This is a genomic window from Limibacter armeniacum (assembly GCF_036880985.1).
Taxonomy (GTDB): Bacteria; Bacteroidota; Bacteroidia; order Cytophagales; family Flammeovirgaceae; genus Limibacter; species Limibacter armeniacum.
In genome coordinates this window covers 1,672,820-1,699,577 of sequence record NZ_JBAJNO010000009.1, presented here as the reverse complement: position 1 = coordinate 1,699,577, position 26,758 = coordinate 1,672,820, and the positions used below count along the sequence as shown (strand labels likewise).

The 26,758-nt window shown below is 39.4% G+C and carries 23 protein-coding genes and 1 tRNA gene; 15 read left to right on the top strand and 9 right to left on the bottom strand.

The window, feature by feature from the left end; all coding sequences use genetic code 11:
* The first annotated feature begins 12 nt into the window (after window positions 1-12).
* From V6R21_RS24865 to V6R21_RS24795, 15 genes are all read left to right on the top strand, one after another.
* Window positions 13-681 carry a glycoside hydrolase family 108 protein gene (locus V6R21_RS24865; RefSeq protein WP_334246232.1) on the top strand — a complete coding sequence of 223 codons (669 nt, stop codon included), beginning with the start codon at window positions 13-15 and terminating at the stop codon, window positions 679-681.
* 80 nt (window positions 682-761) lie between these two features.
* Window positions 762-908 carry a hypothetical protein gene (locus V6R21_RS24860; RefSeq protein WP_334246231.1) on the top strand — a complete coding sequence of 49 codons (147 nt, stop codon included), beginning with the start codon at window positions 762-764 and terminating at the stop codon, window positions 906-908.
* Window positions 905-1,660: a class I SAM-dependent methyltransferase gene (locus tag V6R21_RS24855; RefSeq protein WP_334246230.1), complete on the top strand. Its 756-nt coding sequence runs from the start codon at window positions 905-907 to the stop codon at window positions 1,658-1,660. Before V6R21_RS24860 ends, V6R21_RS24855 begins: the two co-directional genes overlap by 4 nt.
* A gap of 177 nt (window positions 1,661-1,837) precedes the next feature.
* A complete protein-coding gene (locus tag V6R21_RS24850) occupies window positions 1,838-3,142 on the top strand; it encodes a peroxidase family protein (RefSeq protein WP_334246229.1) in 1,305 nt (434 codons plus the stop codon).
* A 15-nt stretch (window positions 3,143-3,157) separates the two neighbouring features.
* On the top strand, window positions 3,158-3,844 hold the full coding sequence (locus V6R21_RS24845) for a hypothetical protein (RefSeq protein ID WP_334246228.1): 687 nt from the start codon (window positions 3,158-3,160) through the stop codon (window positions 3,842-3,844).
* Between the two features lie 6 nt (window positions 3,845-3,850).
* A complete protein-coding gene (locus tag V6R21_RS24840; protein ID WP_334246227.1) occupies window positions 3,851-6,079 on the top strand; it encodes a hypothetical protein in 2,229 nt (742 codons plus the stop codon).
* Window positions 6,076-7,086, top strand: coding sequence for an NAD(P)/FAD-dependent oxidoreductase (locus V6R21_RS24835; protein ID WP_334246226.1), 1,011 nt, complete (start codon window positions 6,076-6,078; stop codon window positions 7,084-7,086). The genes V6R21_RS24840 and V6R21_RS24835 overlap by 4 nt, the downstream gene beginning before the upstream one ends.
* 60 nt (window positions 7,087-7,146) lie before the next feature.
* The gene (locus tag V6R21_RS24830; protein ID WP_334246225.1) at window positions 7,147-7,335 is read left to right on the top strand and encodes a hypothetical protein; all 189 of its coding nucleotides are present in this window, start codon (window positions 7,147-7,149) and stop codon (window positions 7,333-7,335) included.
* On the top strand, window positions 7,332-7,778 hold the full coding sequence (locus tag V6R21_RS24825) for a hypothetical protein (RefSeq protein WP_334246224.1): 447 nt from the start codon (window positions 7,332-7,334) through the stop codon (window positions 7,776-7,778). Before V6R21_RS24830 ends, V6R21_RS24825 begins: the two co-directional genes overlap by 4 nt.
* Window positions 7,775-11,380 (top strand): SNF2-related protein, encoded by a 3,606-nt coding sequence (locus tag V6R21_RS24820; RefSeq protein ID WP_334246223.1) that lies wholly within the window; start codon window positions 7,775-7,777, stop codon window positions 11,378-11,380. The genes V6R21_RS24825 and V6R21_RS24820 overlap by 4 nt, the downstream gene beginning before the upstream one ends.
* Before the next feature lie 13 nt (window positions 11,381-11,393).
* Window positions 11,394-12,635, top strand: a complete 1,242-nt coding sequence (locus V6R21_RS24815) for a hypothetical protein (RefSeq protein ID WP_334246222.1) — start codon at window positions 11,394-11,396, stop codon at window positions 12,633-12,635.
* An 86-nt stretch (window positions 12,636-12,721) separates the two neighbouring features.
* Window positions 12,722-13,330 (top strand): hypothetical protein, encoded by a 609-nt coding sequence (locus V6R21_RS24810; RefSeq protein WP_334246221.1) that lies wholly within the window; start codon window positions 12,722-12,724, stop codon window positions 13,328-13,330.
* 1 nt (window position 13,331) lies between these two features.
* Entirely contained in the window at window positions 13,332-14,042 is a 711-nt protein-coding gene (locus V6R21_RS24805) for a hypothetical protein (protein ID WP_334246220.1), read from the top strand.
* Window positions 14,042-14,461, top strand: a complete 420-nt coding sequence (locus tag V6R21_RS24800) for a 3TM-type holin (RefSeq protein ID WP_334246219.1) — start codon at window positions 14,042-14,044, stop codon at window positions 14,459-14,461. Before V6R21_RS24805 ends, V6R21_RS24800 begins: the two co-directional genes overlap by 1 nt.
* Before the next feature lie 723 nt (window positions 14,462-15,184).
* Entirely contained in the window at window positions 15,185-15,658 is a 474-nt protein-coding gene (locus V6R21_RS24795) for a very short patch repair endonuclease (RefSeq protein ID WP_334246218.1), read from the top strand.
* Window positions 15,659-16,211: 553 nt separating this feature from the next.
* On the opposite strand, the gene V6R21_RS24790 is transcribed toward V6R21_RS24795, so the two are convergent.
* The 9 genes from V6R21_RS24790 to V6R21_RS24750 form a co-directional block, all read right to left on the bottom strand.
* Complete coding sequence (locus V6R21_RS24790; protein ID WP_334246217.1) at window positions 16,212-18,482, bottom strand: DUF2357 domain-containing protein; 2,271 nt, start codon at window positions 18,480-18,482, stop codon at window positions 16,212-16,214.
* 2 nt (window positions 18,483-18,484) lie between these two features.
* Window positions 18,485-20,059 (bottom strand): McrB family protein, encoded by a 1,575-nt coding sequence (locus V6R21_RS24785; protein WP_334246216.1) that lies wholly within the window; start codon window positions 20,057-20,059, stop codon window positions 18,485-18,487.
* A gap of 8 nt (window positions 20,060-20,067) precedes the next feature.
* On the bottom strand, window positions 20,068-21,276 hold the full coding sequence (locus V6R21_RS24780; RefSeq protein ID WP_334246215.1) for a DNA cytosine methyltransferase: 1,209 nt from the start codon (window positions 21,274-21,276) through the stop codon (window positions 20,068-20,070).
* A gap of 41 nt (window positions 21,277-21,317) precedes the next feature.
* Window positions 21,318-22,526, bottom strand: a complete 1,209-nt coding sequence (locus V6R21_RS24775; RefSeq protein ID WP_334246214.1) for a DNA cytosine methyltransferase — start codon at window positions 22,524-22,526, stop codon at window positions 21,318-21,320.
* Complete coding sequence (locus V6R21_RS24770; RefSeq protein ID WP_334246213.1) at window positions 22,519-22,710, bottom strand: helix-turn-helix transcriptional regulator; 192 nt, start codon at window positions 22,708-22,710, stop codon at window positions 22,519-22,521. The genes V6R21_RS24775 and V6R21_RS24770 overlap by 8 nt, the downstream gene beginning before the upstream one ends.
* Before the next feature lie 314 nt (window positions 22,711-23,024).
* Window positions 23,025-24,236 carry a tyrosine-type recombinase/integrase gene (locus V6R21_RS24765; RefSeq protein WP_334246212.1) on the bottom strand — a complete coding sequence of 404 codons (1,212 nt, stop codon included), beginning with the start codon at window positions 24,234-24,236 and terminating at the stop codon, window positions 23,025-23,027.
* A gap of 225 nt (window positions 24,237-24,461) precedes the next feature.
* Entirely contained in the window at window positions 24,462-25,682 is a 1,221-nt protein-coding gene (locus V6R21_RS24760; protein WP_334246211.1) for a site-specific integrase, read from the bottom strand.
* A gap of 252 nt (window positions 25,683-25,934) precedes the next feature.
* A tRNA-Arg gene (locus V6R21_RS24755) sits at window positions 25,935-26,006 on the bottom strand.
* 139 nt (window positions 26,007-26,145) lie between these two features.
* A complete protein-coding gene (locus V6R21_RS24750; protein WP_334246210.1) occupies window positions 26,146-26,523 on the bottom strand; it encodes a cupin domain-containing protein in 378 nt (125 codons plus the stop codon).
* Window positions 26,524-26,758: the final 235 nt, after the last annotated feature.

The window sequence follows — 26,758 nt, the reverse complement described above, 5'->3', positions numbered from 1 at the left end:
CAACGCTCACCTATGAAACGATTTGAACGATCAAGAAACGGACACCTCTATACCAATATGACAACCTTCGAATACATTTTCAACAAGACGATGAGCCACGAAGGCTATTACGCCAATGTTGCTCAGGACCGTGGTGGGGAAACCTACCGGGGCATTGCCCGAAAGTACTGGCCCAACTGGGAAGGCTGGAAGATTGTAGACCAGGAAAAGCGCAACAATGGAGGTAGCCTTCCACACAATTACCGCATTGTAGATGCCACGTTGGATAAGCTGGTGCTAAGCTTCTTCAAGACGCATTACTGGGAAAAACCACTATTCGACAAGGTAAGAGACAAACAGTTGGCAGGTTTGCTGTTTGACTTCTATGTCAACTCCAGCAGCTCAGCCATACGAGTGGTACAGGACACCCTGAATAAACACTTCGGGCAGATGCTGAAAGTAGATGGCGTAATGGGCAACAATACTCTTGCAGCCATCAATGCAGTGAATGGTTATATGCTATTCAATCAGCTGGTGGAAGAGCGCAAAGCCTTTTATCAACGCATAGTAGCAGCCAACCCCTCACAGTCCGTCTTCCTGAAAGGATGGCTGGCAAGAGCCCAAAGCTATGCTTACGAGTCGATCAGTGGCTTGCTAATCCTGACAGCAGGGGCAGCCTTCTATTGGTTCAAATACAGATAGTAAGAAATTTAATTGCTTCAGAATACTCAAAACAGCCCAGCCGTCGTGTTGGGCTTTTTTAAAACTATACCACTAGTAATATGATGGAAATAATTGCCATTGCAGGCTTAGGTTTATTGCTGCTTAGCTCAGGAACCAAAAAGAAAAAAGAAAGCACACTGAAAGGAGTAGACACCAAACAGGTACCCTCCAAGCTAAAGGGAAAAGTAAGAACCTTCGAGCTATGACACTGGAAGCGATCTCAGACAAACTGATAAAGGGAGGGACACTCACCACAGCAGAAAAAGACTGGCTACGCAACTACGACCCCAAACGAGGCAGCGGACAAGGATTGCTCTACGAATACTTCACCCCAACCTATCTATGTGACTTGATGTACCGCCTGGCAATACATTATGGCTACAACGAGCAAGGAACAATTCTGGAACCAGCTGCAGGAATCGGTCGCTTCCTGGAGGTAATCCCCGAACACCTGCATTCTAATGTTACCGCTTTTGAGATTAACCCACACTTATACCATGCAGCCAAGGTGCTGTACCCGGAAGCAAAATGGCACAATCAATACTTTGAAACAGCCTTTCTACAGCCACCTCGTTTTACGACAACACTGAAAGAGTCAGCCACCTGGTTACCGGATGCTCCTTACGATTTGGTAATAGGTAACCCACCGTATGGAAAGCGACAGAACCGTTATAGCTTCTACTTCAAAACAGAAACTTTGAATGGACAGAAAGTGAATGTAAAAGGGACTTTTCCACAATTGGAGACCTTCTTTATCTACAAGAGTCTGAAGCTATTGAAAGAGGGAGGGCTATTGGTATTTATTACGGCGTCAGGGTTTCTGCGGAATGGAGGGATCTATGATAAGAGTAAAGAAGTGATTGGAGAAATAGCAGAATTGGTGGATGCTTATCGGATGCCGAAGGTGTTTGGGAGTACGGATGTGCCGACGGATGTGATTATTTTGAGAAAAAAATAAATTAAAATTAAATCGTTGTGTATTTTGTTATATATTAAAGGTGTGGAATGAAAAAATTAGATTTTCACATAAAATGGGGATAAAGCAATTGCGTTTTATTTCCTTTTTTTTGGAATAAACACCATTTGACGTTTATCAGATTCTTGGCATTAATAATAAAACTAAAACATAAGAAAAATGAAACACGGACAAGTACCTAATGACTTTAAGAAACTCATTAACCTAAAAGCACAAGAACATCCAAATGAAGTTTTTTTGGCAATGGCCAGTATTATGGGACCGGCGGATGAGCCCAATGTAGAAACACCATCTGGTTGGACATATTTCGGTCAATTTGTTGATCATGATATCACTTTTGACAAAGGAGAGGGTATCAATGCAAGGACACCAATATTTGATTTAGATAGTTTATATGGAAATGGTCCCGGCTCGCAGGAACATTCAAATCTTTATGAAGGTGATGAGGGTAAGGAAACATTTATTGTGGGTAACGAAAGAAACCCTGAAGGAGATCTTCAGCGAGATGAAAATTTCAAAGCCATGATTCCTGACCCAAGGAATGATGAGAATATTATCGTCGCTTCCTTACAACTACTCTTCCAACGGTTTCATAACAAACTCATTAACAAAGAAGATCTTAGTTTCCAAGATGCGAAAAAAACAGTTCTTAAGGATTATCAATTTGTAGTGTTAAACGAGTTTCTTCCTTTAATCATTGGCAAAGAACGTGTTGAATCCATAATCTCTAATGGAAGGAAATTATTCATAGCATCAGACCTTTCAGAGGTTTTTATGCCCCTAGAATTTGCTGGAGCGTGCTACCGTTTTGGACATAGTATGGTTCGAGATCGGTACAGTTTTAACGATACTTTCAACAATAGTTTCAGCAACCCTCGTTTGTTCTTCGATTTCCCTGGAGGACGACCAGTTGATGGTGGTCATCAGATTACCGATATTTGGACACTTCAAGGAAATGGCAATACCTTGATGAGGTTTTTTGACCCAACAATTTTAAGACCATTAGTTGATGCTGATAACTTTGCCGGTAAAATAGACACAAAGTTACCTCCGGTGCTCTTTAATCTGGAAGTTGCGCCCAGAGAAAACAACATTTTAGCCCATAGAAATCTTATATCTGGTCAGAGATTTGAACTCCCAAATGGACAGCAAGTAGCAACTGCTTTAATTGATCTTGGCATTGAGGTCACAAGACTTTCACAGGAAGATATTTTAGAGAATGAAGCACCGAGTGCAATCGCGAATAATACACCTCTTTGGTATTACATCCTAAAAGAAGCTGAAAAACAACATTCAGGTAAACATCTAGGTGATGTTGGAGGCACAATCGTAGGAGAAACAATTATTGGGCTACTACAAGCAGACCCAAACTCAATAATGAACGACAATTCAGAATCGCCATTTAATATCCCAACGGACGAGGAAAAACTGTCAATAAAGGATATCATAAAATATGTTTCGTGAATAAAAAAAGAAGGTATGCCTAGTAAAATTTTAAATATTTCAGATGTAAGTCTGGAAATCGAGAAAACAAATCCTCTTCGTTTGCTTATTAAGGCAAAGGGAACCGTTCCAACTGATGGTTGGACAAATGGAATATTAGTCCCTTTTGTTTATGTCGTTCCACCTATTGATGGTATCTATGAATTTGACTTTGTTGCTGATCCGCCGACAGGCATATCAACGCAAGCAATTTCTAAAATTGATGCTGAATTTGTTTGGGAAGATTTTCCAGTTGATTTAAGAGGGATTAAAATTTATGCCTCTGAAAATTCGGTGGTTACTATGATAGATGCCGAAACTAAAAACAACCTTGATGAAAGCAGCACTCCTTCAACTTTAAGAAAAGTGACAGCAAGTGAATTACTGGAAGCTAAAAAAGCAAGCAATCATTTTTCAATAGTTAATGCTTTTGTCTGGGAGAAGATGCTTGAAGTACAAGTTCGCTTTGGTGGCGGATGTAAAGAGCATGATTTTGAATTATTATGGGATGGAACTCAAAAAGAATCTTTTCCACCAATTATACCTCTTGTTATTACTCATGACAACAACGGAGATCCATGTAAAGCAATTGTTATACAAAATCTCCAGTTCGATTTAACTGATGTCTTCGGAACAGAAATCATCATAGAGCTAGAAGGATGGGGTGAAAAGCTAAAAATGTAATGGGTTATGGCACTTATAGATAAAGTAAAAGACATTCTTGATGAACTTGGTCCACATGGTTGGGAGACGTTATTTAATGAGTTTGGCTTAGATATTACAGTCGACGACTTAGAACATGAATTACATAAAGAACTGAATATCGATAGAGACTTTCCTGGATTTAAAGATTTTTCTTTGATCGGTACGAAGGCTATTGAACCTGGAAAGCCAGAATTAAGTCTACTATATCATGCATTTGCATCTCCGAATGTAGTCTGGGTTGACAAAAATGCGCAGAACAAAATCCCTAAGTTCCCAAGCTATGAACAACTGGAAATCATTGAAAATTACATCTATGCTTCTTCTCAAAAATCACTCGATGATTTTTTAAGTGCTCATGCCAGCGGAGACCTAGCCATTGTTGTATTTTCTAATCAATATCGGACTGCAGTTGATACTCCTCATGAAATGCATGCAGATATGGTTTATTCTCGGACCGGTGTAGCAAGACTTGGTAATGCTAGCTCTTTATACAATGCTGAAAAGCGAGGATTTGAACCGCTTACTAAAAATCCGAATGAGATACGCGTGCTGCCGGCAAAGTACAATTTGTATATTGGATTAAGACAAAATGGTTCATCAGATATCCTTGGAAAACGATTTAATCTAACCTTACCCATTGACTTTACTAATACTCCTAGCGATGAAAATCTAAGTTTTTGGGTTCCAATTCATAAACTATTTAATGGAGATGAATGTCTTGAAGGTATAAACTTAAATTTCAATCTAGATTCTGTGCATAGCAACGAAAAAATTGCCAGAATTCACAACTACATTTCAAGTGCATTTTCTTCTGATACAGGAAGTAATCCTGCAGATCGGGATTCTTATCCTTACAAATTTGAAGAGAACATTGCCGTATTCGACAAAACGAATAACCTGGTTCAACCAGTTGTGCATCCGGCATTGGTTGAAAAAGCTGAAAAAAATGGAATCAATTTCACGTTAAAGAAGCGTTTTAAAATACCGGTGAACTCAGAAGGAAGGCCAAGACCTCTGATAAGAAACAATAACTCTTTGGCACTATTCAGTTCAAGCTTAGAGATGAGAGAAAGCGGTCGAGTAAACCCAATTTCTCAGGTGAGTACAGGTGATCAGCGTTCAGTACCTGAATACGCTCACATCAGAACAGAAATCAATAATGGAAGTGAAACGGATTTAAACAACCTTGCTAACATTGAAGCTGAGCTTGCTAGAAAAGATTACGAATCAATCCACTACGTAGATTTTTCAGGTGATGGTTTTGTTGGTGTCAAATTTGATGATGGGTCATTCGACTTTGCCAATTGGAGAACAATCAATGCATATTCAATAGTTGCTCCACCTGATTATTTTCCGTACTGTGATCAAGTAGAGCTTTTTGACTCTTTAAGGCACAGAAGAGTTTGGTCGAGAGCAGCTCAAGCTCTCTGTGACTTAAGACTTCTTCCTAATATTCAATCGCATCAAGAACTTCTTTTCGAGGGTATTGAGGCGTTCGATACATGCACATCACTTATTTGCGCAAACACATCAAATGGTCGAACACAATCAGGTCATGAAACTAAAATTGAGCATAGGATTTCTTATTTAACTGATGCCGCTTCCGGCGTTTTTGCACCTGGATGGGATACAAGCTTTGACATGGTTTCAAATGGTCAAGTGAACATTCCTCATCTTGCAGCTTATGGCTTGGGAAGTCCGTTCCCTGAAGATGCAAAACTTTGTGCTGCTTTAAGCTCATTTTGGCCAGCTGTTGCTCCAGATATTGCACGATCGTTCTTCTGGAATGGACGAATAGGAAACACAATCATCCCTTTGACTGATGAAGAAATCGGTTCTAATGGCGACTTGGGCTGGGATGGTGAGCATGGACCTGTTATTACAGTAGTTGAGGGAGAAGAATTAATAAGATTTAAAAAATTTGAATATGTAGACTACACGATCAATGCTTTTGAAAATAAATTTGACTATCACAAATTGGCAAAGATTGATACGGAAGAATATTTAAATCGTGTTAATCGCTTCATTCAGGTAAAATCTAGAGTTCAAAATAGTGAAGGGCTAATAAGTTTCAATATCAAAAACAATGACTACATCTTTCGTTTTTTACTCGATTCCTCTGTTGACTCAGAGGGGATGGACTGGATTACATTAAAGATTAAAGATAGTGTCACTATTGTCGTTGACTCAAACAATCAAATTCAAGTAACTTGAGTAAAATCATTATTCTAGGAGCCGGTCCTTCCGGCTCTTCTTGCGCCATATCGCTGCTGAAAGCTGGTCATGAGGTTACAATCATAGACCGCTCTCACTTCCCAAGAAATGCTCCTGGTGAAACCCTGCATCCTGGCATAGAACCTTTGTTAAAAGAACTAGGTGTTTCTCGTATTCTTGAAAACGGCTACTTTATGAGACATGAGGGAATCGAATCATTAAAAGAAAGCCAATCAAAGTTCATCGCATATAATGAAGATGAAGCCTGGAAAGGTTTTCAGCTTTTTAGAGCAGATTTCGACCATCAACTTCTGAATGAAGCAATTGGCCTGGGCGCTCAATTCATTCCAAAATGTACCATATCCAAGTTAAGTACGAATCAGGGATTTGTAGAATCTATTGAAGTAAACAATACCGTCATAAATGTTGATTTTATAATTGATGCCACAGGGAAAAGAGCTTGGCTGGCTAACGAGTTGGGGGTGAGATTTAGCTGGAAAGGTGCTCAAAAGATTGCATACTACGGTTATGTAAAAGAAGCTTCGTTTCAACCCGAAAATCCAAGAATCGAATGGGATGAAAATGGTTGGACATGGATTGCGCGGGTTAAGGATGATCTTACGGCTTGGGTAAGGTTAGATTTGGATGTGCACCGAAAAGTGGATAATGATTGGATTCCAACAAAACTCAAAGATGGTAAGTCAACGGGAGGAAGAAAAGCGGTGGATGTAACTTGGAGAATTGCCGAGCCATGCAGCTTTGCTAATTGCTTCTTAGTAGGCGACGCGGCATTTGTTTTAGATCCAGGAGCTTCTCACGGCGTGCTGAAAGCTATTATGAGTGGCATGATGGCTGCCCATTTGATTGAGCAATCGAAAACTCACTCCATGGCAAAGATTCATGAACACTACAATTCATGGATGCAAAACCAATTCGATCATGATGTTACGAAATTGAGGGAATTGTATGAAAAATATGAGGTTAAAACTAATGCCAACAATGTATAAAAAGCATTAAAACGCCTTGTTATACTAAACGTTACGAAACAACAAAATGAACAACTCGCTATGAAACCCCTAAGAAACCACATCCACACAGCCCTCTCCCAAACCTCCCCAACCAAAGCGCCGAAAGTCCACAATCTCCTCCAAACCACCAAGGGCTATCAAAATATCGAACAGAAAATCATTGAGATGATGGTGCAGGAGCATATCTCAGCCACTGCCTGTATTCCCCACTTGGAAGCACAGCTATGACAAAAGATGCCAGCTACTATCGGGCAAGGAATCACTTATTGGATCACCGGAAAAAATTGCTCTATGAGCCGTTGGGTTTGGATCGGGAAGAGGAAAAGGAATATGAGAAGAAGTACTACCAGCAAGGCGTAATTCCCAAAGAGCATGAATCCATTTTCAATGAGCAGCTAACCAAACTACTCCCCAGCACAGCTAACAAGCCCTTATCCTTTTTTGAGCTAAGCCGCCACGATACCTATTTCAACTTATATCCTGAAAAAATTGCCGGAACACCTTTTTATACTACCTCCCTGTACTTTCCGGTACAAGTAAGAGGTACCAAAGAAGAGGTGATCCGTACCATTGAGCGAACGATTGGTCCTGCCAAAATACCCTCCTCCCTTTCCGTCCTGGAAGCAGAAGCCGTCGCCCTAGCACTCGAATTGTTTTTACTAGACCTATGATAAAACGATACAGGGGCCAACTTGCGCCCCATATACAGCAACTGATCCGTACCCACCAAAAATCCTTGGAGGCACTGATCGCTTCAGTGGATGGATTAGGCAATGCACCTGCCGGAGATTTTGACACCACCGTCCAGCGCCTGAACAAAGGCATTACCGAAGATGAAATCAAAGCTTGGGTATGGTACAAACGCCAGCAGAATGTACCGATGACCAACTGGCTGCAATCCCAGAAGTACTTGCTAAAAGGCACTGAAAAAGACCTGCAACAACTGGTGAAGCGAAAGGCGTTATACGTAACCGAAAAAGGTTATGTGCCTTATGCAGTTTTCACCTATGGCAATATGTATGACCGCCTGAAAGAAGTGGAAGCGTTGCAGGAAACGATTGTCAAACAGTTTGGGGAAGTGATCTATCAGCACCATCTGGAGGTGATTCAGAAGAACACCCCCAAGCGGTTAACCATTACCAACCCTCAGGCATCCGAAAGACCAAAGATTCTATCCATTTCTCAGTTTGCCCTGAACTTTAAGGTCAGCACTTTGCGAGATGAGACCGGTGTGATTCTGGAAGAGGAGCGCACGCTGCAGGAAGCTTATTCAAGCTGGTTGTATGCGATTGACTCCAATGAAATCAAGGGAGGCATTTCGGCCAATGATATTGTCAATTACTATCTGCTGTCTAATCCGAAACCCCGTTATGTGGATAAGGAAGCCTGGAAGTCGATCAAGAAACTGACCCGGGATGAAGGCGAACGTCTTTTTTCAGAATTCCTTTACCGTGCCTTGGAGATCAGCGATCAACAAAAGATCGATATTCACTGGAACCGTCTTTACAATGGACATTCTGATGTCAACTATCAGAAGGTACCGATTGCCTTGGATGTGTCGCCTACTTTCCATGGCTTTCCTTTTGAGTTGCGGAAAGCACAGCGGGAGGGAGTGGCCTTTATGGAAATGACAGGCTCCGGCATTATCGCCTATGATGTCGGCGTGGGCAAAACGATCACCGCTATTTCAGAGTTGGCTTCAGCCATTCAGTCCGGAAAATGCAAACGTCCGCTGGTGGTGGTACCCAACCCGACTTATAGCAACTGGATTGCGGAAATGGTTGGCAAGCATGAAGGAGGGGAGCAGCTGAATGGCATCTTGACCGGCACAGGTATTACGATCAATGAGTGGTATAACTTAGGCGCAGGCATTGAAAAGTCGATCGACCTTAACAAAGTACTTCCGGCTAAGTCCATTACGCTGGTGACTTACGAAGGCTTTAAGAAATTGGGCTTTGGTGACAATGTGGAAATGCAGTTTATCAATGAGCTGTCCAATATCCTGGATCAGGAAGATTTCTCTGAACGTGCCAAGGAAAAAGCCAATGAGAAATACCGTGAAAAGATAGGGGTGGGGCAGTCGGGTACCATTGCGGATGTGGAGACCTTGGGCTTTGACTATATCGTAATCGATGAGGCCCACAATATGAAAAACATCTTTACCAGTGTCAAAGGCAGGTCCGAAGAAGAAGACGGTAAATCCGTTAAGCGATTCCATTTGCAGAACGGTTCCGAACCGTCTTTTCAAGGGTTGAAAGCCTTCTTTATCTGCAACTATATTCAGCGAAAGTTTGGCCGCAATGTGATGCTGCTGACTGCAACTCCCTTTTCCAATAGCCCGCTGGAAGTTTATTCCATGCTTTCCCTGGTGGCTCGTGAGCAACTGGTGCAGATGGACCTTTTCAATATCAATGATTTCTTCGAGACGTTTGTGCTGGAAACAACTGAATATGCCGTTGGGGCTGATGGTCGGATTGTGGAGAAAAACGTGGTACGCTCTTTCAATAACCGATTGGTATTGCAGAAACTCCTTTACAACCATATCAACTACAAAACCGGAGAGGAAGCAGGTGTGCCAAGACCTTGCAAGATCAACCTGCCGAAAGTAAGCGAGGTGCGCAATGGGGAATTGGTTAGGCTGCCTGTTAAGGAGCAAACGCTGACTTACCTGCAGATGACACCAGAGCAAAAGGAAATACAGGATAAGCTCTCTGAACAAGCCTCCAAAGGAGCCAGTCGTAACGACCCCGGACGATTGCTGCGCATTATGAATGACTCGCTGAACAATGCGCTGTCGCCTTATATTTACAAGGGTTCAGCGCCTAAGAGCTATATGGATTTTGTGGAGTCATCACCCAAGATCAAATATTCGCTGGACTGTATTCAAAGCGTGAAGCAGTATCATGAAAAGCGTGGAGAGGCAGTGTCGGGGCAGGTACTTTATATCGACCGGGGCAAAGACTATTTCCCATTTATCAAGCAGTACCTGGAAGAGAAAGTAGGCTTCAAGCGAAACATCACCACCAAGTTTAACCCTCGTCAGAAGGTGGACGAAGTGGAGATTATTTCCGGTGGCATTTCGCAAACTAATAAGGAAAAGATCAAGAATGCTTTTCTGGAAGGAACCTGTAAGGTGCTGATCGGTACCTCTACGATCAAGGAGGGAATCAACCTGCAGAAAAAGGGAACGGTGATTTATAACTGTTATCCCAATTGGAACCCCACCGATATCCGTCAGCTGGAAGGAAGGATCTGGAGACAGAAGAATGAATTTGGCTTTGTACGTATCGTGATGCCACTGGTGGAAAACTCCATGGACGTATTTGTCTTTCAGAAGCTGGATGAAAAGTCTGCCCGTATCAATGACCTATGGTACCGCTCTGATCGTGGCAACGTACTGGATGAAGAATCGCTGGATACCAATGAGGTGAAGTATGCTCTGATCTCGGATGAAAAGGTACTCGCTGAACACGATATCAAGATCGAATACAAGGAGATTATTGGACTGAGAAGTCAGGTGCAAAGCAATATTGAATTGCTGGAGGAATTTCAGTCAATCAAAAGCAATTATCACCACTACCGGGATGAAGTGCTGAAAGAAATCCGTACCCGATTCGAACGGTTGGAAAGCTATGACTTTATCCGCAACAAGCCTTCAGAGGAAGAAATCAAAAAGCGGTTTGACACCAAGAAACTGCAGGATGAAGCCAGAAAGGGAATTGCGCTGCACGAAGAAACACTGGAGAAAGTAATAAAAAGTTCTTCGATCAATGACAAGGACATTATCCGCATACGAACCATTTTCAGTCGCCTGTACAAAGAATTCTATGGAGGATTAAAGGTGGAGAAATTCAAGGAAGCACTTAAGAAGTACAACAAGATTATCTCTCAAATTCTGACGCCAAAAGGCTTAACGCCTGAAGATAATATTCAAGGACTGATCGATGAACTGAAACGGGAATATCAGGCTATTGAAAAGGACCGTCAGCGTATTCAGTCGGATAACTACTTTCTGGAAGTCGCCAGACGAATTGCCCAAAAGAAAAAGGAAATGGCAGTGTCCGGAGCTTCTATCGAGCAGCGGGTAAAGGAGTTTAAAAACCTGAATTACCTGCTGAGTTATCAGTTTAAGGATATTGATCATACCCATTGTGTCATTCCAAAGACAGAGAATAAACCAAACTCACGACCAAAAGAGGAAGCTACAGAGCTGGCACTGATCGAAGTAGAAGCCTTAGCCCTGGAACTAGAACTAGCATTGTTGGAAATCTAATAAACGAACTACCATGTCAATCACAATTAAAAACTATCTCACCCAACGAAAAGATATCAACTTCTCCCAACTGCCGGACGCTTTGCAAAAGACAGATCAGCAAATGGAAAAACTGCTTCCTGCATACAGTCAGAGTGAAGCCATTAAGCGTGTTGTGGATTTATACCTGGACAAATTGAATAAGGCTGTCGATAAACAGGAAAAGCCCAAGGCAGCACCTAAAACAAAAGCAAGTAAGGCTACTGCTGCAGCAAAAAGCTTGGCGGAACTCAAACGGTTTCTCAAAAAAGGAATGACGCTTTACGTCGTGTATGGAGGTAAGTCTACCTTCTTTAATGAGAAGAATATCTCGCACTTTACGCTATCATCAATCAAGGAGAAAGTATTTGCCGAAAAGGAGAAGTTTAAGCGTACCGTGACAAAAGTCGGGACTTCTGATTTTACCACCAGCTACGAAGGCAATAAAGATTCAGGTGTTTCCATGACTTGGGGAAAAGCCACTGAATGGAAATTTGAAAAAGGATATGTCCAGTGGATAAGCAGCCACAAAGACGGAAACGATGTATTTTTCTTCTTTGAAGACCCTATCAAAAGCGGGTTACTTCAGTCTAATAAGGAAGGTGCTACTTCTATTGCAAAGACGGTTAAAAAGGCTCCTGCACCGAAAGCCGCAACAACCAAAAAGCAACCTACACTGATCTCTCATTTTACTGAAGATATCCGTTTGCTTCGCCGTTTTAAAGCGCTAATCGGAAAAGAAAAGACCCGTAAACAGCTATTGGGAGTGTATCAGGATATGGAGCGAAGGATGGTAGAGCAGAAGGTGCAGAAAGAAGCCAAGTATGCCTCACTGCTGCAGCAAGCTCATCAACTATTGGCGCAAATACTCAAGAATACCAAAGAGGAAGAACTGGTTAATGTTGAAATCAAGAGTAAAGCAGGTCAAGATTTCTTTGAAAAAGTGGTTCATGCAGCCAATGAGAACCGGGTAAGAACCTCTGTCGTTTTGCTCAAATCCTTTATCGGTTTGGAAGGCAGCATCAACCCTGATAAGCCTAAGGTAGAACGTTTGCTTAACCGCATCAACAGTGCTTTGGGAAAAGAGCAGGTGACGTCTAAAGATATTTTCCATAAGGAAATCAAGGAAGCCAAATCAGCGCTCAACCAATACCTGCAGGCCAAGGAAAGCATGATTCCAATCTCACCTATGGCACTGAATGGCATTCACTGCGCCTGTGGATTGTCAAAAAAGTAAATGCTACCAACCCAAGCGGGGCAACCGTTGGTAGCATTCCCCAAAGCCAAGCCCAAAAACAACAGTCCAAGGTTATCGGAAATCTAGTGCCGATTGATACGGTAGGCCACAACAGCCAATTGATCTATCTGGATGGAGACATTGGCAAATTCCTTCATGCCGTCGAACGAAAAGAATATGCCTTGGTACTCAGAGGCGTTAAAGGAGCCGGTAAAACCCGCTTTCTCTATCAGCTGATGAATGCTTTTGCCAAAAAGCATTTTAAGGTGGCTTACTTCTCCCTGGAAATAGACCGCAATTCCAAGCTGGTCAAATCCATGACCGATGCCTATATCCAAAAAGGGTACCAGCCCAAAGTCTATATCACCTCAGACGCTCCCAATGGCATGCAAGATATCCGAAAAGCAGCCAAACAATTTGATGTAGTCGCCATCGATTCATTCAGCAAAATTAAAGGCGTAAAACAGGAAGATTTCGACAAGCTACGCAAGGAATTTCCGAATACTTTCTTCCTGGTCATTTTTCAAAGTACCACTGGCGGAACGGCTAGGGGAGGACTGATGAGTGAATACGATGCACAAGCCGTGATCCAGATTGAAAAAGGAGGGATTGCGGTGGCGGAGAAGAACCGCTATTCGGAAGGGGAGGATTATAAGTATAGTGTATTTGAAGAAGAGTTGATAGACAAGAAGTAAGATGATAATAGAGTTACTAGCCTTGTCAGGGTTAGGGTTTGTCTTAACCCAAAATAAGGCTCCCAAAGTATTGGTTGCATGTGAGGAATCTCAAACAGTGACCAAGGCATTTAGAGATATTGGCTTTACTGCTTTCAGTTGTGATATAAAAGAAACATCAGGGCAATATCCCGAATGGCATATTCAAGGAGATGCTTTAGAAGAAGCATACTCCGGCAAGTATGATATGATGATTGCACATCCTCCATGTACGTACTTAGCAGTAAGTGGCAATGCATGGTTATATAATAAGAATGGAACCAAAAATAAGGATCGATGGCATAAACGGAAAAAGGCTTTGGAGTTTGTTAAAGATCTGATGGAAGCTCCAATTGATCACATTGCAATTGAAAACCCTGTTTCCGTGATAAGTTCACAAATAAGAAGACCAGATCAGATTATACAACCCTACCAGTTCGGTGACTCATTTCAAAAGAAAACATGCTTATGGTTGAAAAACTTGCCTGCATTAGAGTTTACCAATGTCGTCTCCTCAGGAGACTTTGTGACATGGGTAGATAAAAATGGCAAAAAGAAAAAACAGCCCAAGTGGTATTATGAAGCTAGCTTCAAACCTAAGGAAGAACGACAAAGAATTAGGTCGAAGACATTTCAAGGAATTGCTAATGCAATGGCTGATCAATGGAGTAAATGCCTTATCAAAGATAACTAATGGATTGGATTAAAAAACTACTAACTGCTTCTGCTGGAGAACTGATTGAAAAAACGGATCACCTGATTGACAATATTACCACTACCAAAGAGGAGAAACTACAGCTTAAGCACCAATTCTCTGATATGATCTTACAGCATCTTACACAACTGACACACCTTAAAATGCAGATAGTGATGGCAGAGACCAATGGCAATATGCTCCAGCGTCTTTGGCGTCCTATCCTGATGCTCAGTTTTGGCTTTGTGATCTTGTACGCCAAGTTTGCAGCCCCAGCTTTTGGGTTGCCTAACACGGAACTAGAGCCTCAATTTTGGGAACTGCTGGAGCTAGGAATTGGAGGGTATGTGATTGGTAGGAGTGTGGAAAAAGTTTCTGAAAAAATTGTAGAGAAAATGGACACTATCCCACGGAAGTAGGATTAATAGTTATTAGATAAGGGCTACTGATCATAGATCTTATTTCACCATTGTCTCGATTTGAAATACAGTTGATCTACGAGGTGATCACGCCTGACCTCAGCGTGAAGACCTATGCTAGCATGCTGATGAACTCATGAGAAACTATATGTTTGCGGGGGTAAGCAGACAGCTGAAAATTCAGTTATCTTCATGTCTTATTCATGAATTATAAAACCTATGGTAACGATCCATACGAATGGCTCAAGGTTGTACTAAGACAAATTCTCTCCCATTCAATCAATAGGATAGTTGAAATCGCTTAATTGACTTAAAAGCTGGCCCTTCCTCTATTTTGCTGATTTATAGTTAGTCAATATGGGGAATCCTATCTCTTTTGATAGGCGAGTCAAAATGAAATAGGGGAGACTTCTAATTGAGGCATCATACTAGATTTTCGATCCTAATTGTTTTGGAGAGTCTTTAGATTATTAACTTACGTAACTGAAAATCGAATGCTATGGATAAAATACTAATAATGTAGTTTGTTGAGTGGCTAACCTCGCCAATTACCGATTACTTGACTGATATAAGAGTGTTTGCCATCATCATTGTTGTTTTTGGTGTTCCTATGTGACTTGACGCTAAATACTTTGAAAGGAAGGTAACCAAAGGAAATAAGGAACATGAGGAAGGGCAAAGAAAGAAGAAAAAGAATATTCCGTAACTTCTCTACCAAAAGCTATGCCTGACAAATTCAGTAGCGAAGTGCGAAGTAAAATCATGTCCTCTATCAAAGGTAAGAATACGAAACCTGAGCTAATTATTCGTCGGTTCCTACATCGTTATGGGTTTAGGTTCAGGCTTCATGGCAAATATAGAGGTCGGTTGCTTTCTGGGAAGCCTGATATAATCTTACCTAAATACAAGACCGTGATTTTTGTGCATGGTTGCTTTTGGCATGGGCATCAAAACTGCAAGTATTTCAGGCTCCCTAAATCTAATACAGAGTTTTGGCGTTGGAAAATTGCAAGAAACCGTGCTAATGATATTATCCATAAGATGGATCTTTTGAGAGAAGGATGGAATGTAATTACTATATGGGAATGTGAAATAAAATATAATGAAGAAAAACAAAATGTGATTTTGAATAAGCTCAACGGTTTTCTAAGAAGTATACAGTTACCCCACAAATCGGACTGCCGCTTAAATCAATAATTTATTTAGTTGCAGTACCATGAAATGCAAAAGAAAATTCACCCTAGAATTTAAAACTAAAGTAGACAATCCAAAGACCATGCAAGAATGTATCGAGACATATGATAGGCCCGAGATCGTCAACATAGACCAAGGGGCGCAGTTTACTAGTGAAGTACTCACCAATTAGCTGATTGACGAGGGCGTGAAAATCAGTATGGATGGAAAGGGAAGAACCACCGTAAGTGGTTCTGGTGGAGCCTCAAATATGAGAAGATTTACAAATACGCTTATACTAACGGGCAGGTGCTAATGTTGGCAGTGATAGAGTTAGTGAGCTGCCCCAATGGATTTGCGTGGTAAGGTGGCCGGTATCAAAGCCAAAAGTAAAATCCGAACCCACGCCTTGTAAAGGCAAAGACAAGTGGTCTGCCGCAGACGAACACAGGCCAGTCTTTACAAGACGCTAGTTGGATTTTGAAAAAGGCTTGAATTTGCCTCTTCGAAGAAAAATAATTACTATAATACCTGAGGCAGTCCAGCGGTTGGGAAGAACCTCATAGAGGTCTAAAACTTAATCTATTTTAGCTTTCATTAACCTAGATAAAGTAACAGAAAAAGGTAATGCGGATTCTCCAGCATCCTTATATTCTTGGAGTTTCTTAATATCCCATGATTTACCTTCTAGTCCACTCTCAATTACCTTTTGTATTTTATAAACAAGATAATAATCTTGTGATGGAGTCGATGGATATTCATTTTTCAAAAGCTCCTGCTTTGAAAATACGCGTGGACCTTGTTCTATAATTTTAAAAAGCTTACTTGTCTCACTTTCACTATCCGTATGCAATAATACATAATTAGCACCGGCTTCACTCGGTCCTAGCCTCAAAGAACCTCTGCTACTATCAATTCTAATATTATATAAGCCTTTTTCAATAATCCATTTATAGTTACTCTCTCTATAATAACCAACTAATACGTATGTTTGATCCGGTAATAAATGCCTATTGTTTCCATATGGCTCAGGTAAAGACTCATGAAGTTCAGATCCTTTAAAGGGTTTGTCTTTAAATATATCAAATGTTCTAAAAGCGATTTTTTCCCTTTGTGAAGCTCTATTCTCGAAATGGTTAATAACAGACAAAATAAAAGACTTTAACTCACCTATTCCATCATTCAATTTTGAGGGGCGAACGGGAAAAGCCCCTAACCCAGGTATCACCTCATGAAATCCCTTTCTATTTACAGACACATCTCCAGGGTATAAAACATATGCCCCACCTGTTCTTCTAATTGCATCTTTATAGGCATGCATTTTAAGCAAATCTGCATTCTTATAAATTCCCTTTCTATTTTCTTCTTTCTCTATCTCTAATACATCATTACTTGAGCTATGTAATAAATCTGGAAGATTTGCTATTTTATATTTTGCATCAAAGTGGATATGTACTATCAACTCTTCCAATTCGGCATTTTTTTCGGGTACGCCTTCTGGCCAAAATGATAAGGTATAATCTGGGCGCATAGTAGTTGTCCAGCTCCCTCCAAGTGGATAGCCTTTCTTACCACTAAATGATTTATTATAGTTAAAACGAACATTCAATTTACGATTTCCTGTATCGTAAACACCCTTTAGGGCTGTATGATTTCCTTGCTTTAATTGAAGACTTAACCCATCATTAGTTTCCTTAATCAAATTCGATATGTCTTCTTTTTTTATTTGAAATATCTCTTCAAATAAAGATAGTAACTTAAAGAATACCCAATATTCATATAATGTAGCAATATCTTTTTTTCCACCCTCATAAACGTCCTCTCCTCCATGCCAAACCAACTTAGTTGCTAAATCAAACATTAACCATACCTTAAGTATTTCTCTATACCCTTCTTTTCGTTGAAGTATAGGACTATTCAACTTCAGTGTATGAGGCGATGATATTTCTTTAAAAAGAGAATGATGTAAAAAACTCTCTAGTTTATTCTCTAACAAAAAAGACTCTTTCCATAATCTCGAATCTTTTGCTGAGCGTTTATTTATTTCAGAGCAAAATATAAGGAAGCTCTCAAGAGCAAACTTAACAAATCGATTTTCGGGAGTATCCACTGAGTCTACCTTACGGCTAGAATATAGTTTATCCGGTATTGTCTTCAATCCATATCGACTACGTAAAAAGTGTGACTTAGATAATTCAGTACGTTTAGAGCCTCCAAGAAGATCTTTGATATGAGAATTTTTAAAACGTCTCACGTTCCTAATGTCTCTCTCTGAGGTGATTTCTTTCCATTGGGTCACTGGAGCAGATACAATTTTATGTACAGACTCAGAAAACTCATCTGTCTCCATAATTGATCTTATAAAAGTGAATTTTTGATAAAGAGACTTACTATCTTGATTGAAATCGGTTTCAAAGTTATGAGTTACAGGAGAATTAACTTGTAATAATAAATCCGTACACTGTTGTGTTATAAACTCTAGCATATCACGATAATCACTTCGATAGCTAGATTTTAGTGATTGCACCTCTAAAAGTACTTTCCCTACTTGTTTATCATCGCTATAAACAAATAAGCTTAGTGTCCCGACATAAATATTCGGTGAAATCGTGCCAATATGGTGTTTACGTGTATGTGGCTGAACAACAATATCTTTTAAAAATGAAAACCTATTGTCATTAAACTCATAATCATAAGTAAAGCTTTCTTGTAATTGATACTCTACCTCTCCATTTTCAGCCGCATCAGGCACATAGAAAAGAGTGTTTTTAGTTTTTGCATCAATTGTTAGTGTCAGTCCATTCTCAATAAAGTCTAAGTTTATTTCGATATTATTTCTCACTTCCATAATTAAGCCTCAGCATAACTAGCAAAACCATTATCTATTGCCCCACGATACATTCGATATATCTTGTTTAAAGAAATTGGATACATAATTCCTTTCTTATTTTCATCAAACGATTCTGCATTGAATATATCCTTTTCGACATCAGTAATCACCTTACGATCTACACAAAAGCTAGCCAATATTTCCAAAACGGGACAAAGCTTTCTGCGTGAGCCATGAAGTTTAGGTAATAACTTCTGCATGACAGCAATATCTATCTTCTCACTCTCTTTTAATTTTGTATCTACAACTGTCAGTTGATTAATCAAAAGTATCATTTCTGATGCAGTCCTATAGCCAAACTCGGCTCCAACTTTTTTAAGCTCCCCAAAAAAGTCTACAAAAACTTTATATGTATCGCTCAAATCCTGATTATTAAATCGTCTATTCATCGATAGTTTTAAAAAACTTGTAACCATCGAGACACCTTCTGATTTAAGTTTCGATAATGATATTTCCTGTTGGTTGTTAAAAAAGTTTTCTATTTCTTTTTCAGTTACTCTAAACTCAATAGTATTTGCTCGGTCTAATACCTTGGGACTAAACATATACGTAGTCTCATCAATATTAACCGTACCAATAATAAATAAATTAGGAGGAAGCGTTATACTTGATGGGATCCCTTGGATATCTGATTCTTTTGAGTGTAGTGATATCCCATCTTTGGACTCCATGACACTTAAAAAATCTGCAAAATACCTTTCAACATGACTCAAATTCATTTCATCTAAAATGAGAAAGTAAGGTAACTCAGGATTCTTACTAGCCTTTACCAGGATATCTAAAGCCCCATTATCCGGTCTAACATATTCATCCGAATTTAATGCATTAGGATACCCTAATAAAGGTTCTCTATTTGTCCAATCAGCTCCAACAGGGACAATACAATATTGACTATCATCTTTAGTGATCCATTGTACAAATGATTGTGCTAACTTTGTTTTTCCAGACCCAGACAAACCAGTTAAAAGGACAAAAGGCTTCGTCAACAATGATGATACAAACCTTTTAATTAAAAGAGGTTCAAACAGTAATCCAGATTCTTTACAAGCCAATTGAAAAGATGATATATCGAAATCATCATCACTAACTGAAACTGATGAGTCACTTTCAGACTCATCAGTTTTACCTTCATTTACCACAATCTCATGATTCCCTTTTTTCAGAATATCTTTAAGATATTGATACTCTGGTGAGGCTTGAGGAAAAAATTCAAATTCATATGAATCCTCTTTTTTCTTCTTAAATAGAAGAATATCATCTATCTGTGCATCTAAAGTTTCTCTTAAAAAACTCTTTAGTTCTCCATCAATACGTGATTCACTACGTTCGGCATATAGACGAGTTTTTATTACTTCACCATTTTTATTAGAGTAGTGTAACCCTGATTTTTGCTCTTTAAAGCTAAACTCTATTTGTCGATCTTCATCAGGTTTTTGATAATCAAAATTAAAAAAAACATTAGATATCGCTTTTGTAAATGCTATCTGCTTTCCATCACGTAAATCTTGCTTAAAAATATTCCTTATATAAATCATTCTATGATCTAATTTTCATGAGTTAAACCTTCATAAACACTCTCTGCAATCGCTTTTGCCATAATTGGAGGTACAGCATTACCTACCTGTACATAAGTATCTTGTTGATTACCTACAAAAGTAAAATCGTCTGGAAATGATTGTATTCTTGCAGCTTCTCTCACAGAAAGTGTTCTCAATTCTGTTGGGTGGATGTACATATAACCATCCATACCGATATGAGCCAAAATAGTCCATGAAGGATTTTTTAAAACCAATCGTTTTAATCTGTCCTTAAATATATCTTCTCTAAATGGTAAAATTTGACGAACTTCTTTTGGTAAATCCATGTAAATATCACCTTGCTTCATATGAGCAAATACTTTTTTTGCTCTCTCATTTGACATTCTACATATATTATTCGCTACTGTACCATTTGTATTTTGGCGCATTAATTTCTGATAATCATCAAGGTCCCCATGCTTAGAGTATTCACAAATACTCACTCTCCAATTATCTGTGATATTAGGTAAATCAGATATTGCACTTTCGACATTTACATGAGGCTTCAAGCTATTTATATCAATATCGTCATCGTTTGGATTGATATTAAAATTAGAGCCTTTATACCAATGAGTAATAGTAGGATACTTAAAACTATACCCCTTAAGGTGTCCTATCAATATCATTCTCCTTCTACTTTGAGGAACACCATAGTTTACGCTATTCAACACCTTAACATTCTCAACAATGTGGTAATCAGGTAAATCTCTCTCTATAATCCTCTTAACCTCCTCGAATGTTTTTCCTTTATATTTTGTCAAAAACTGAGGAACATTCTCCATGACAAACATCTTTGGTTTGAAATACTTCACATATTCCAAATAATCCATGAATAAAACATTACGAGGATCTTCAGTAATACAGCCCCCATTATCCTTATTAACCGATTGAATCTTTGCATGTCCAATTGTACTAAAAGTTGGACATGGAGGGCCTCCAATGACTACATCAACATCTTGATAATTAATCATTTTATGAAACTCCTCAGGTGGGAGCTCCCTGATATCTGCATGGACAGATACAGAATTCTTAAAATTTAATTTATGTGTCTCAACTGCTGCTTTCTTATTATCGATCCCTCCAATACATTTAAACTGATTAGACATCTCAAACCCTTTAGCAAAGCCACCTGCACCACAAAATAGATCAATAAATTTATATACTTTATTTGCCATAACCACTCTAGTAAACCTCTTACACTTATGATAGTGAAAAATTATTTTATGAATTCCTTAATAGCTTTAGCTATTTGCTTTGCCATTAATGGAGGTACTGCATTCCCTACTTGTTTGTATTGATTGGTTCTCGACCCTACAAACTTAAAATCATCTGGGAATGATTGTATTCTAGCAGCCTCCCTCACAGTAAATGTTCTATTTTGCTTATGATCAGGATGTATAAATAAATTTCCATCCTTATATAAATGAGCTACAACAGTTCTACCTGGTTTATCTTCTACTTGAACAGTATATCTATTGCCAAAATGTTTAGGGTCATGATGAATTAAATCTGGTCGGACTTCTGCCAAATCCTTAAGCTGCCACTTATTTTTGCTTAACAGCCTATATCTTTCTTTATCTAGGTCATTATGTTTTCTAGCTACATGATTAAAAAGCTGAGAGGCACTATTAGGCCTAATAGTACTTAAGTAAGCATTCTTTTTTTCTACCATATGATTAACCACTTCCTTCCCTTCTCCCGGTAACAGCTTCGGTAAATCATATATTGCATCTTTTACAGTTAGATACTTCTTAAGACCTAACGTTTGATTCTTGGCTTCCATTTCAGGGCAATAATGAGTTTTCTCAATTGCCTGATACACTTCTAAAGGATCTATATTCAAATCTTTTCTTACTCCAATTAGAATTACTCTTTTTCTGATCTGTGGTACACCATAATGAACAGAGTTTAATAAAATAGTTTTTTTATTATCACAAAGAGAATAATAGTCAGACATGCCATCGATAATTTCTGGGAAAATATAATTCCCATTTGGTTTAGCAGAAAGCAACCCTGAAACGTTTTCGAAAACAAATATTTTAGGCTTATGTTTTTCTAAAATTTCTAAGTATGATCTAAATAGATAGTTTCTAGGGTCATTTCGCATAGAATGTTTGTCCTGTGCTCTTCCTACAGAAGAAAATGATTGACAAGGTGGACCTCCTACTAAGACATCAATTTCTCTAGATGCTATTACATTGTCAATTTGTTTATGTACCTCTTTTGAGGTCAAGTCACCACAAATTACTGACTGTTCTATTGAACTCTCTGAGTAATTATAATGGCGCATTCTTTCCTTGATAGTTTCGCAAGCTGGGGCATCAAAATCAACATGGACAACAGATTCAAATCCTTCTTGATAAAACCCTTCACTAAACCCTCCACAACCTGCAAAAAGGTCTATAAATGTTAATTTTTTACTCATGTTCAACTAATAAGTCTTTAACACTGATATTTAATATTTCAGCAATCTTGTAAAGATCTTCAATACTAGGTTGTCTTCTGTTTTGAGCATAGGAGTTAACCATGTTATAGCTTTTTCCTAATTGTTCAGCCAACCAAGTTTGTTTGATACCTTTTTCTTCTAAAACCACTTTTATTCGGTTCATCTGCGAATTATTTAATTCAAGCAGTAAAATTATGGATTATTCCTTGATATCTCATCAAATGAGTGTTAAATCAATCATGTTATTTGTATGAGAGTATGCCTTCGAATTTTTCAATAAACTTTGCAATATATAGGTAATGATCCCTGACTCTTATTAAAATTCTTGATTAGCATGCTCTTTCAGACTCCATGTGTTAATACATAATACCTGTGAGTGTGTTAATTTTTAGCAATACTTATTGCTGTGTTTCTTTTTTTTACAAGAATAAAAGAGCAGACCGTAAATGAATTACGATCTGCTCATTTCTAAAAATATTACAAAACTTTCCTCATCTCATCAATCACCCCCTCCAGCATCACCTCCGCATAATGCGATTGGGTAATCCTTGTGTCCGAGTGCCCCAACATCTTCGCTACAGCTTCCATACTGATCTTCTTTTGGTTAACCATATGGGTGGCAAAAGTCCTTCTGCCCATATGGGAAGTCAGACGGTCAGGAGCGATGCCCAGTTGTACCGCAACCTGCTTGAGCTTTTTGTTGTAAACCTGGTTACAGTAAATCTTCTTCACTCTAAAGTGACCAGAAGCAGGAAGTTGCCCTCCCCAACGGTCCAGGATTACCTTTGCTTTCAGTGACAACGGCACGACAAAATCACGGTCCGTCTTGGAGCGAGTCATACGGATAAACTGTATATCATCACGCTCGAAGATATACTGCTGCTGGTCAAAGCGGGCCAATGTTTCGTAGCTCAACCCGGTATAGCATTGGAACAGGAAAAGATCTCGGACCTTTTGCAAAGGAACACTTGCTGGCTGAAAGGCTTCCAGTCGTTGCAGCTCCGCAACACTTAGTGCATCGATCTTCTTTCGCTTCGCCTTCGGCAAACTTAATTGGATAAGTGGGTTAGAAGCCATATATCCATTCTCTACTGCCAGACGCAATGCCGCTCTGATTGATCCAATAAACAGTCGAGCGGTCACCAGCGAGGTGTGTGTTTGGAAATCCATATACCAGGACAGCATTTTTCGTCCTTCCTGAATGGTCATTTCCTGTACACCCAAACTCAATAGCTTATGCTCCGAGAGGTATTTCTGCAGCAATCCCTTAAAAGTGTGATAACGCTTTAGCGATACCGGCTCCAAGCCCTCTACCTTTTGCTTCAGCTCAATCAGGTCATCGTATGCATTCAGCAGTGTAGGTGGCTTCTGAAAACCTTTTCTGTACACCATACCCACTCTTCTGGCTGTTATATTTTCTTCCTTGATTCGTAATTCTGTAAACACTCTCAGCAACTCTGAACTCATCACTTGCTGTTGCTGATTATACTGGTCCGCCTCCTTTAGTTTCTTACTCACCTGCTGTCTCAACTTATCCCAATATGCTGGGCATATTTTAATCCCAGTTGACACTTCTGTTCTGTTACCATTGATCGTAATTCGACACGTAATGATCGATTTTACTGATGCTCCTCCAGCTTTCCTAAGCCAAAAAAGTAATTGCATTTTTTCTATTTTCTTACTCTTCATAATCATTGATGATTAAGTGGGAGTAAAAATATAAATGGGTTTGAAACATCAAATATGCATTGTTTGATATGTTTATTTGTAGTGAGCTTTGTTAATTAGGTGAAGCCTCTAAACTTGTACTTTTTCCTTTTTTGAGTTCCTGGAAAAGACCTTGCAAGTCAAAAAGCAAAATATTTTATGGATGCTGATAGTAGTGTGTTTTAGTTATATTTTGTTAAATGAACGTTAACGGTCCCTTTTCTGCTCTTCCAGCATTTTTTCAAGCTCAAACTTCAGTCTTTCGATAGTCACTTTGGCGTAATGAGACTGTGTAATCCGGGTGTCTGCATGCCCCAACATTTCCGCAACGACCTCCAGACTGACACCCTTATCATTCAACATTCGAGTGGCAAAAGTACGCCTTCCCATATGTGTCGTCATGCGCTGAGGTTCAATCGAACAGTCAATGGCAAGCTCTTTCAGTTTGCGGTTATAATTGGTGTTGTGGTAAATTTTATGCTTGGAAGGACGGTTGGAAGCAGGCGGCAATCTTTTGCCCCACCGCAACAGGATTGTTTTGGCTGGATGGAATAAAGGTACGACAAAGTCCCGCTCTGTTTTGGCCCTGGTCATAATGATATATTCAATACCTTCTTCCAGGTGGACATGCTCATCGTACTCAAAGCGGGCTAATGCCTCATAGCTGAGCCCGGTATAGCACTGAAACAGGAACAGGTCCCGCACTCTGCGAATATCTTCCGTTTTAGGATGATAATCTTCAATCAATTTCAGCTCTTCTTTGCTTAACGCATCGACTGTTTTCTTTCCCTTCACTGTTGGAAAGCGTAAATCACTCAAAGGATTGAAAGGAATATGCCCATTCTGAGCTGCCAATCGCAAAGCCGCACTGATGGAACGCACAAAGAGTTTGCTGTTGAAAAGTGATTCATGCGTGCTTTGCTTAGCATACCAGGTAAAGATCCGTAACCCATGTGCCGGTACAACTTCAAGTGCCAGCATACTGGGATATTCTTGTTCTTCCAGGTACCGCACCAATACCCGACGGAAAGTATAGTATTTTTTAAGGGTACTCTTTCTGAGCTGCTCAATATTGATTTTATATTCAATCAGCTGATCATAGGCATCGATCATTTTAAGCGGCTCTTCAGTTCCCTTGCGGTAAATCTTAGAGATAAGAGCAGGTGTGACTGTTTTGCCTCTCCGCAACTGTTCCTGATGAATCTCGAATAATTGAGCTTCCATCATTAGTAGTTGCTGATTGTAGCTAGTATGTAGTGGTTCAGACTTCTTTACTTTCTTTTTGTCCTGATCCCAATCTTCTCCTTTGACAGAAATACCCGTTGAGATTTCTGATCGCTTATTCCCAATGGAAATGCGACAAGAAATATGAAAGTTGTCTCCGGCATGTTTCCCTTCCGAAGCTCTTTTCCAGAAACTAATAGTCATTTCTATGGACTGTTTTGTAAGAAAAATTGAGGTGAAACAGTCACATGATCTGCTCAGAAATTTTGCCGTAACCTAAATCGGCTGCCGTAACCTCAGCCGTAACCTGAAAGCGCATGTAACCGAATCTGTAACCTCGAAAATTACAAATCCATAAAAGGTTGGAATACAGCTATGTGGGAGCTATTTGCATAAAAAAACAGCTATTTAGCGAGGGGCCAAATAGCTGTTTTTGTCTCAAAATCAATGGTTCAGTAGCACCACCAGGAATCGAACCTGGATCTAAGGCTCCGGAAACCCGCGTGTTATCCATTACACCATGGTGCCATTGCCTAAAAAAGCAATGCGAATATAGAAAAGTTTTAGCTTCGTTAAAACCTAACTATATCTTAAAATATTCACATAGCAATGTGGAGAATGATTAAATACTCATTCTCATAGAGTTATTTAATAAGGATTACTGAACTTATTTTTTTAACTCATGATCATCACGGTGAACGGTTTCAACGGAGAATGCATCCAAACAGACTGCAATATACTCAGCACCACCTTCATAAGGTGAGCTGTACTGTACCCATTGATATTTCGGTGCTACAAAAGCTTGTCCTGCTCTCACATCAAAGTTACCTTCTTTGGTCTTGATATGGAGCATTCCGCTAAGTACGAGTGTGTATTCATCGAATTCTGGCGTTTGACCAGGCTCTTCCCACCCTTCGGGGCTTACCATTTTGGCAATGCTTATTTCAGGTGTACCAGTGTTAACTCTGCCGACAAATTCTTCGATCAACTTGATTTTATTGCCAGCTGCTTCTATGACTGTTGGTTTAGCAATTACTTTGGCCATGGTTACTTTATTGTTGCTATTAGAATAATAGTGCAGTTTACGAATTTAACCCTATATGTGTGTGCTGACAAAAGCCACCTTTTGTTAATGACTTTTGTTATGTTAAACTCTATTAAGTTTACTCTTACGAGTTTTAATTAGTTTTTGCTTTTAGAATTTTCTTAAGGATAATTATTTTAATACTTCTTGTTATTATGGAATAAATAGGACTTTTCGGTTAATATTGTGCTGTTTT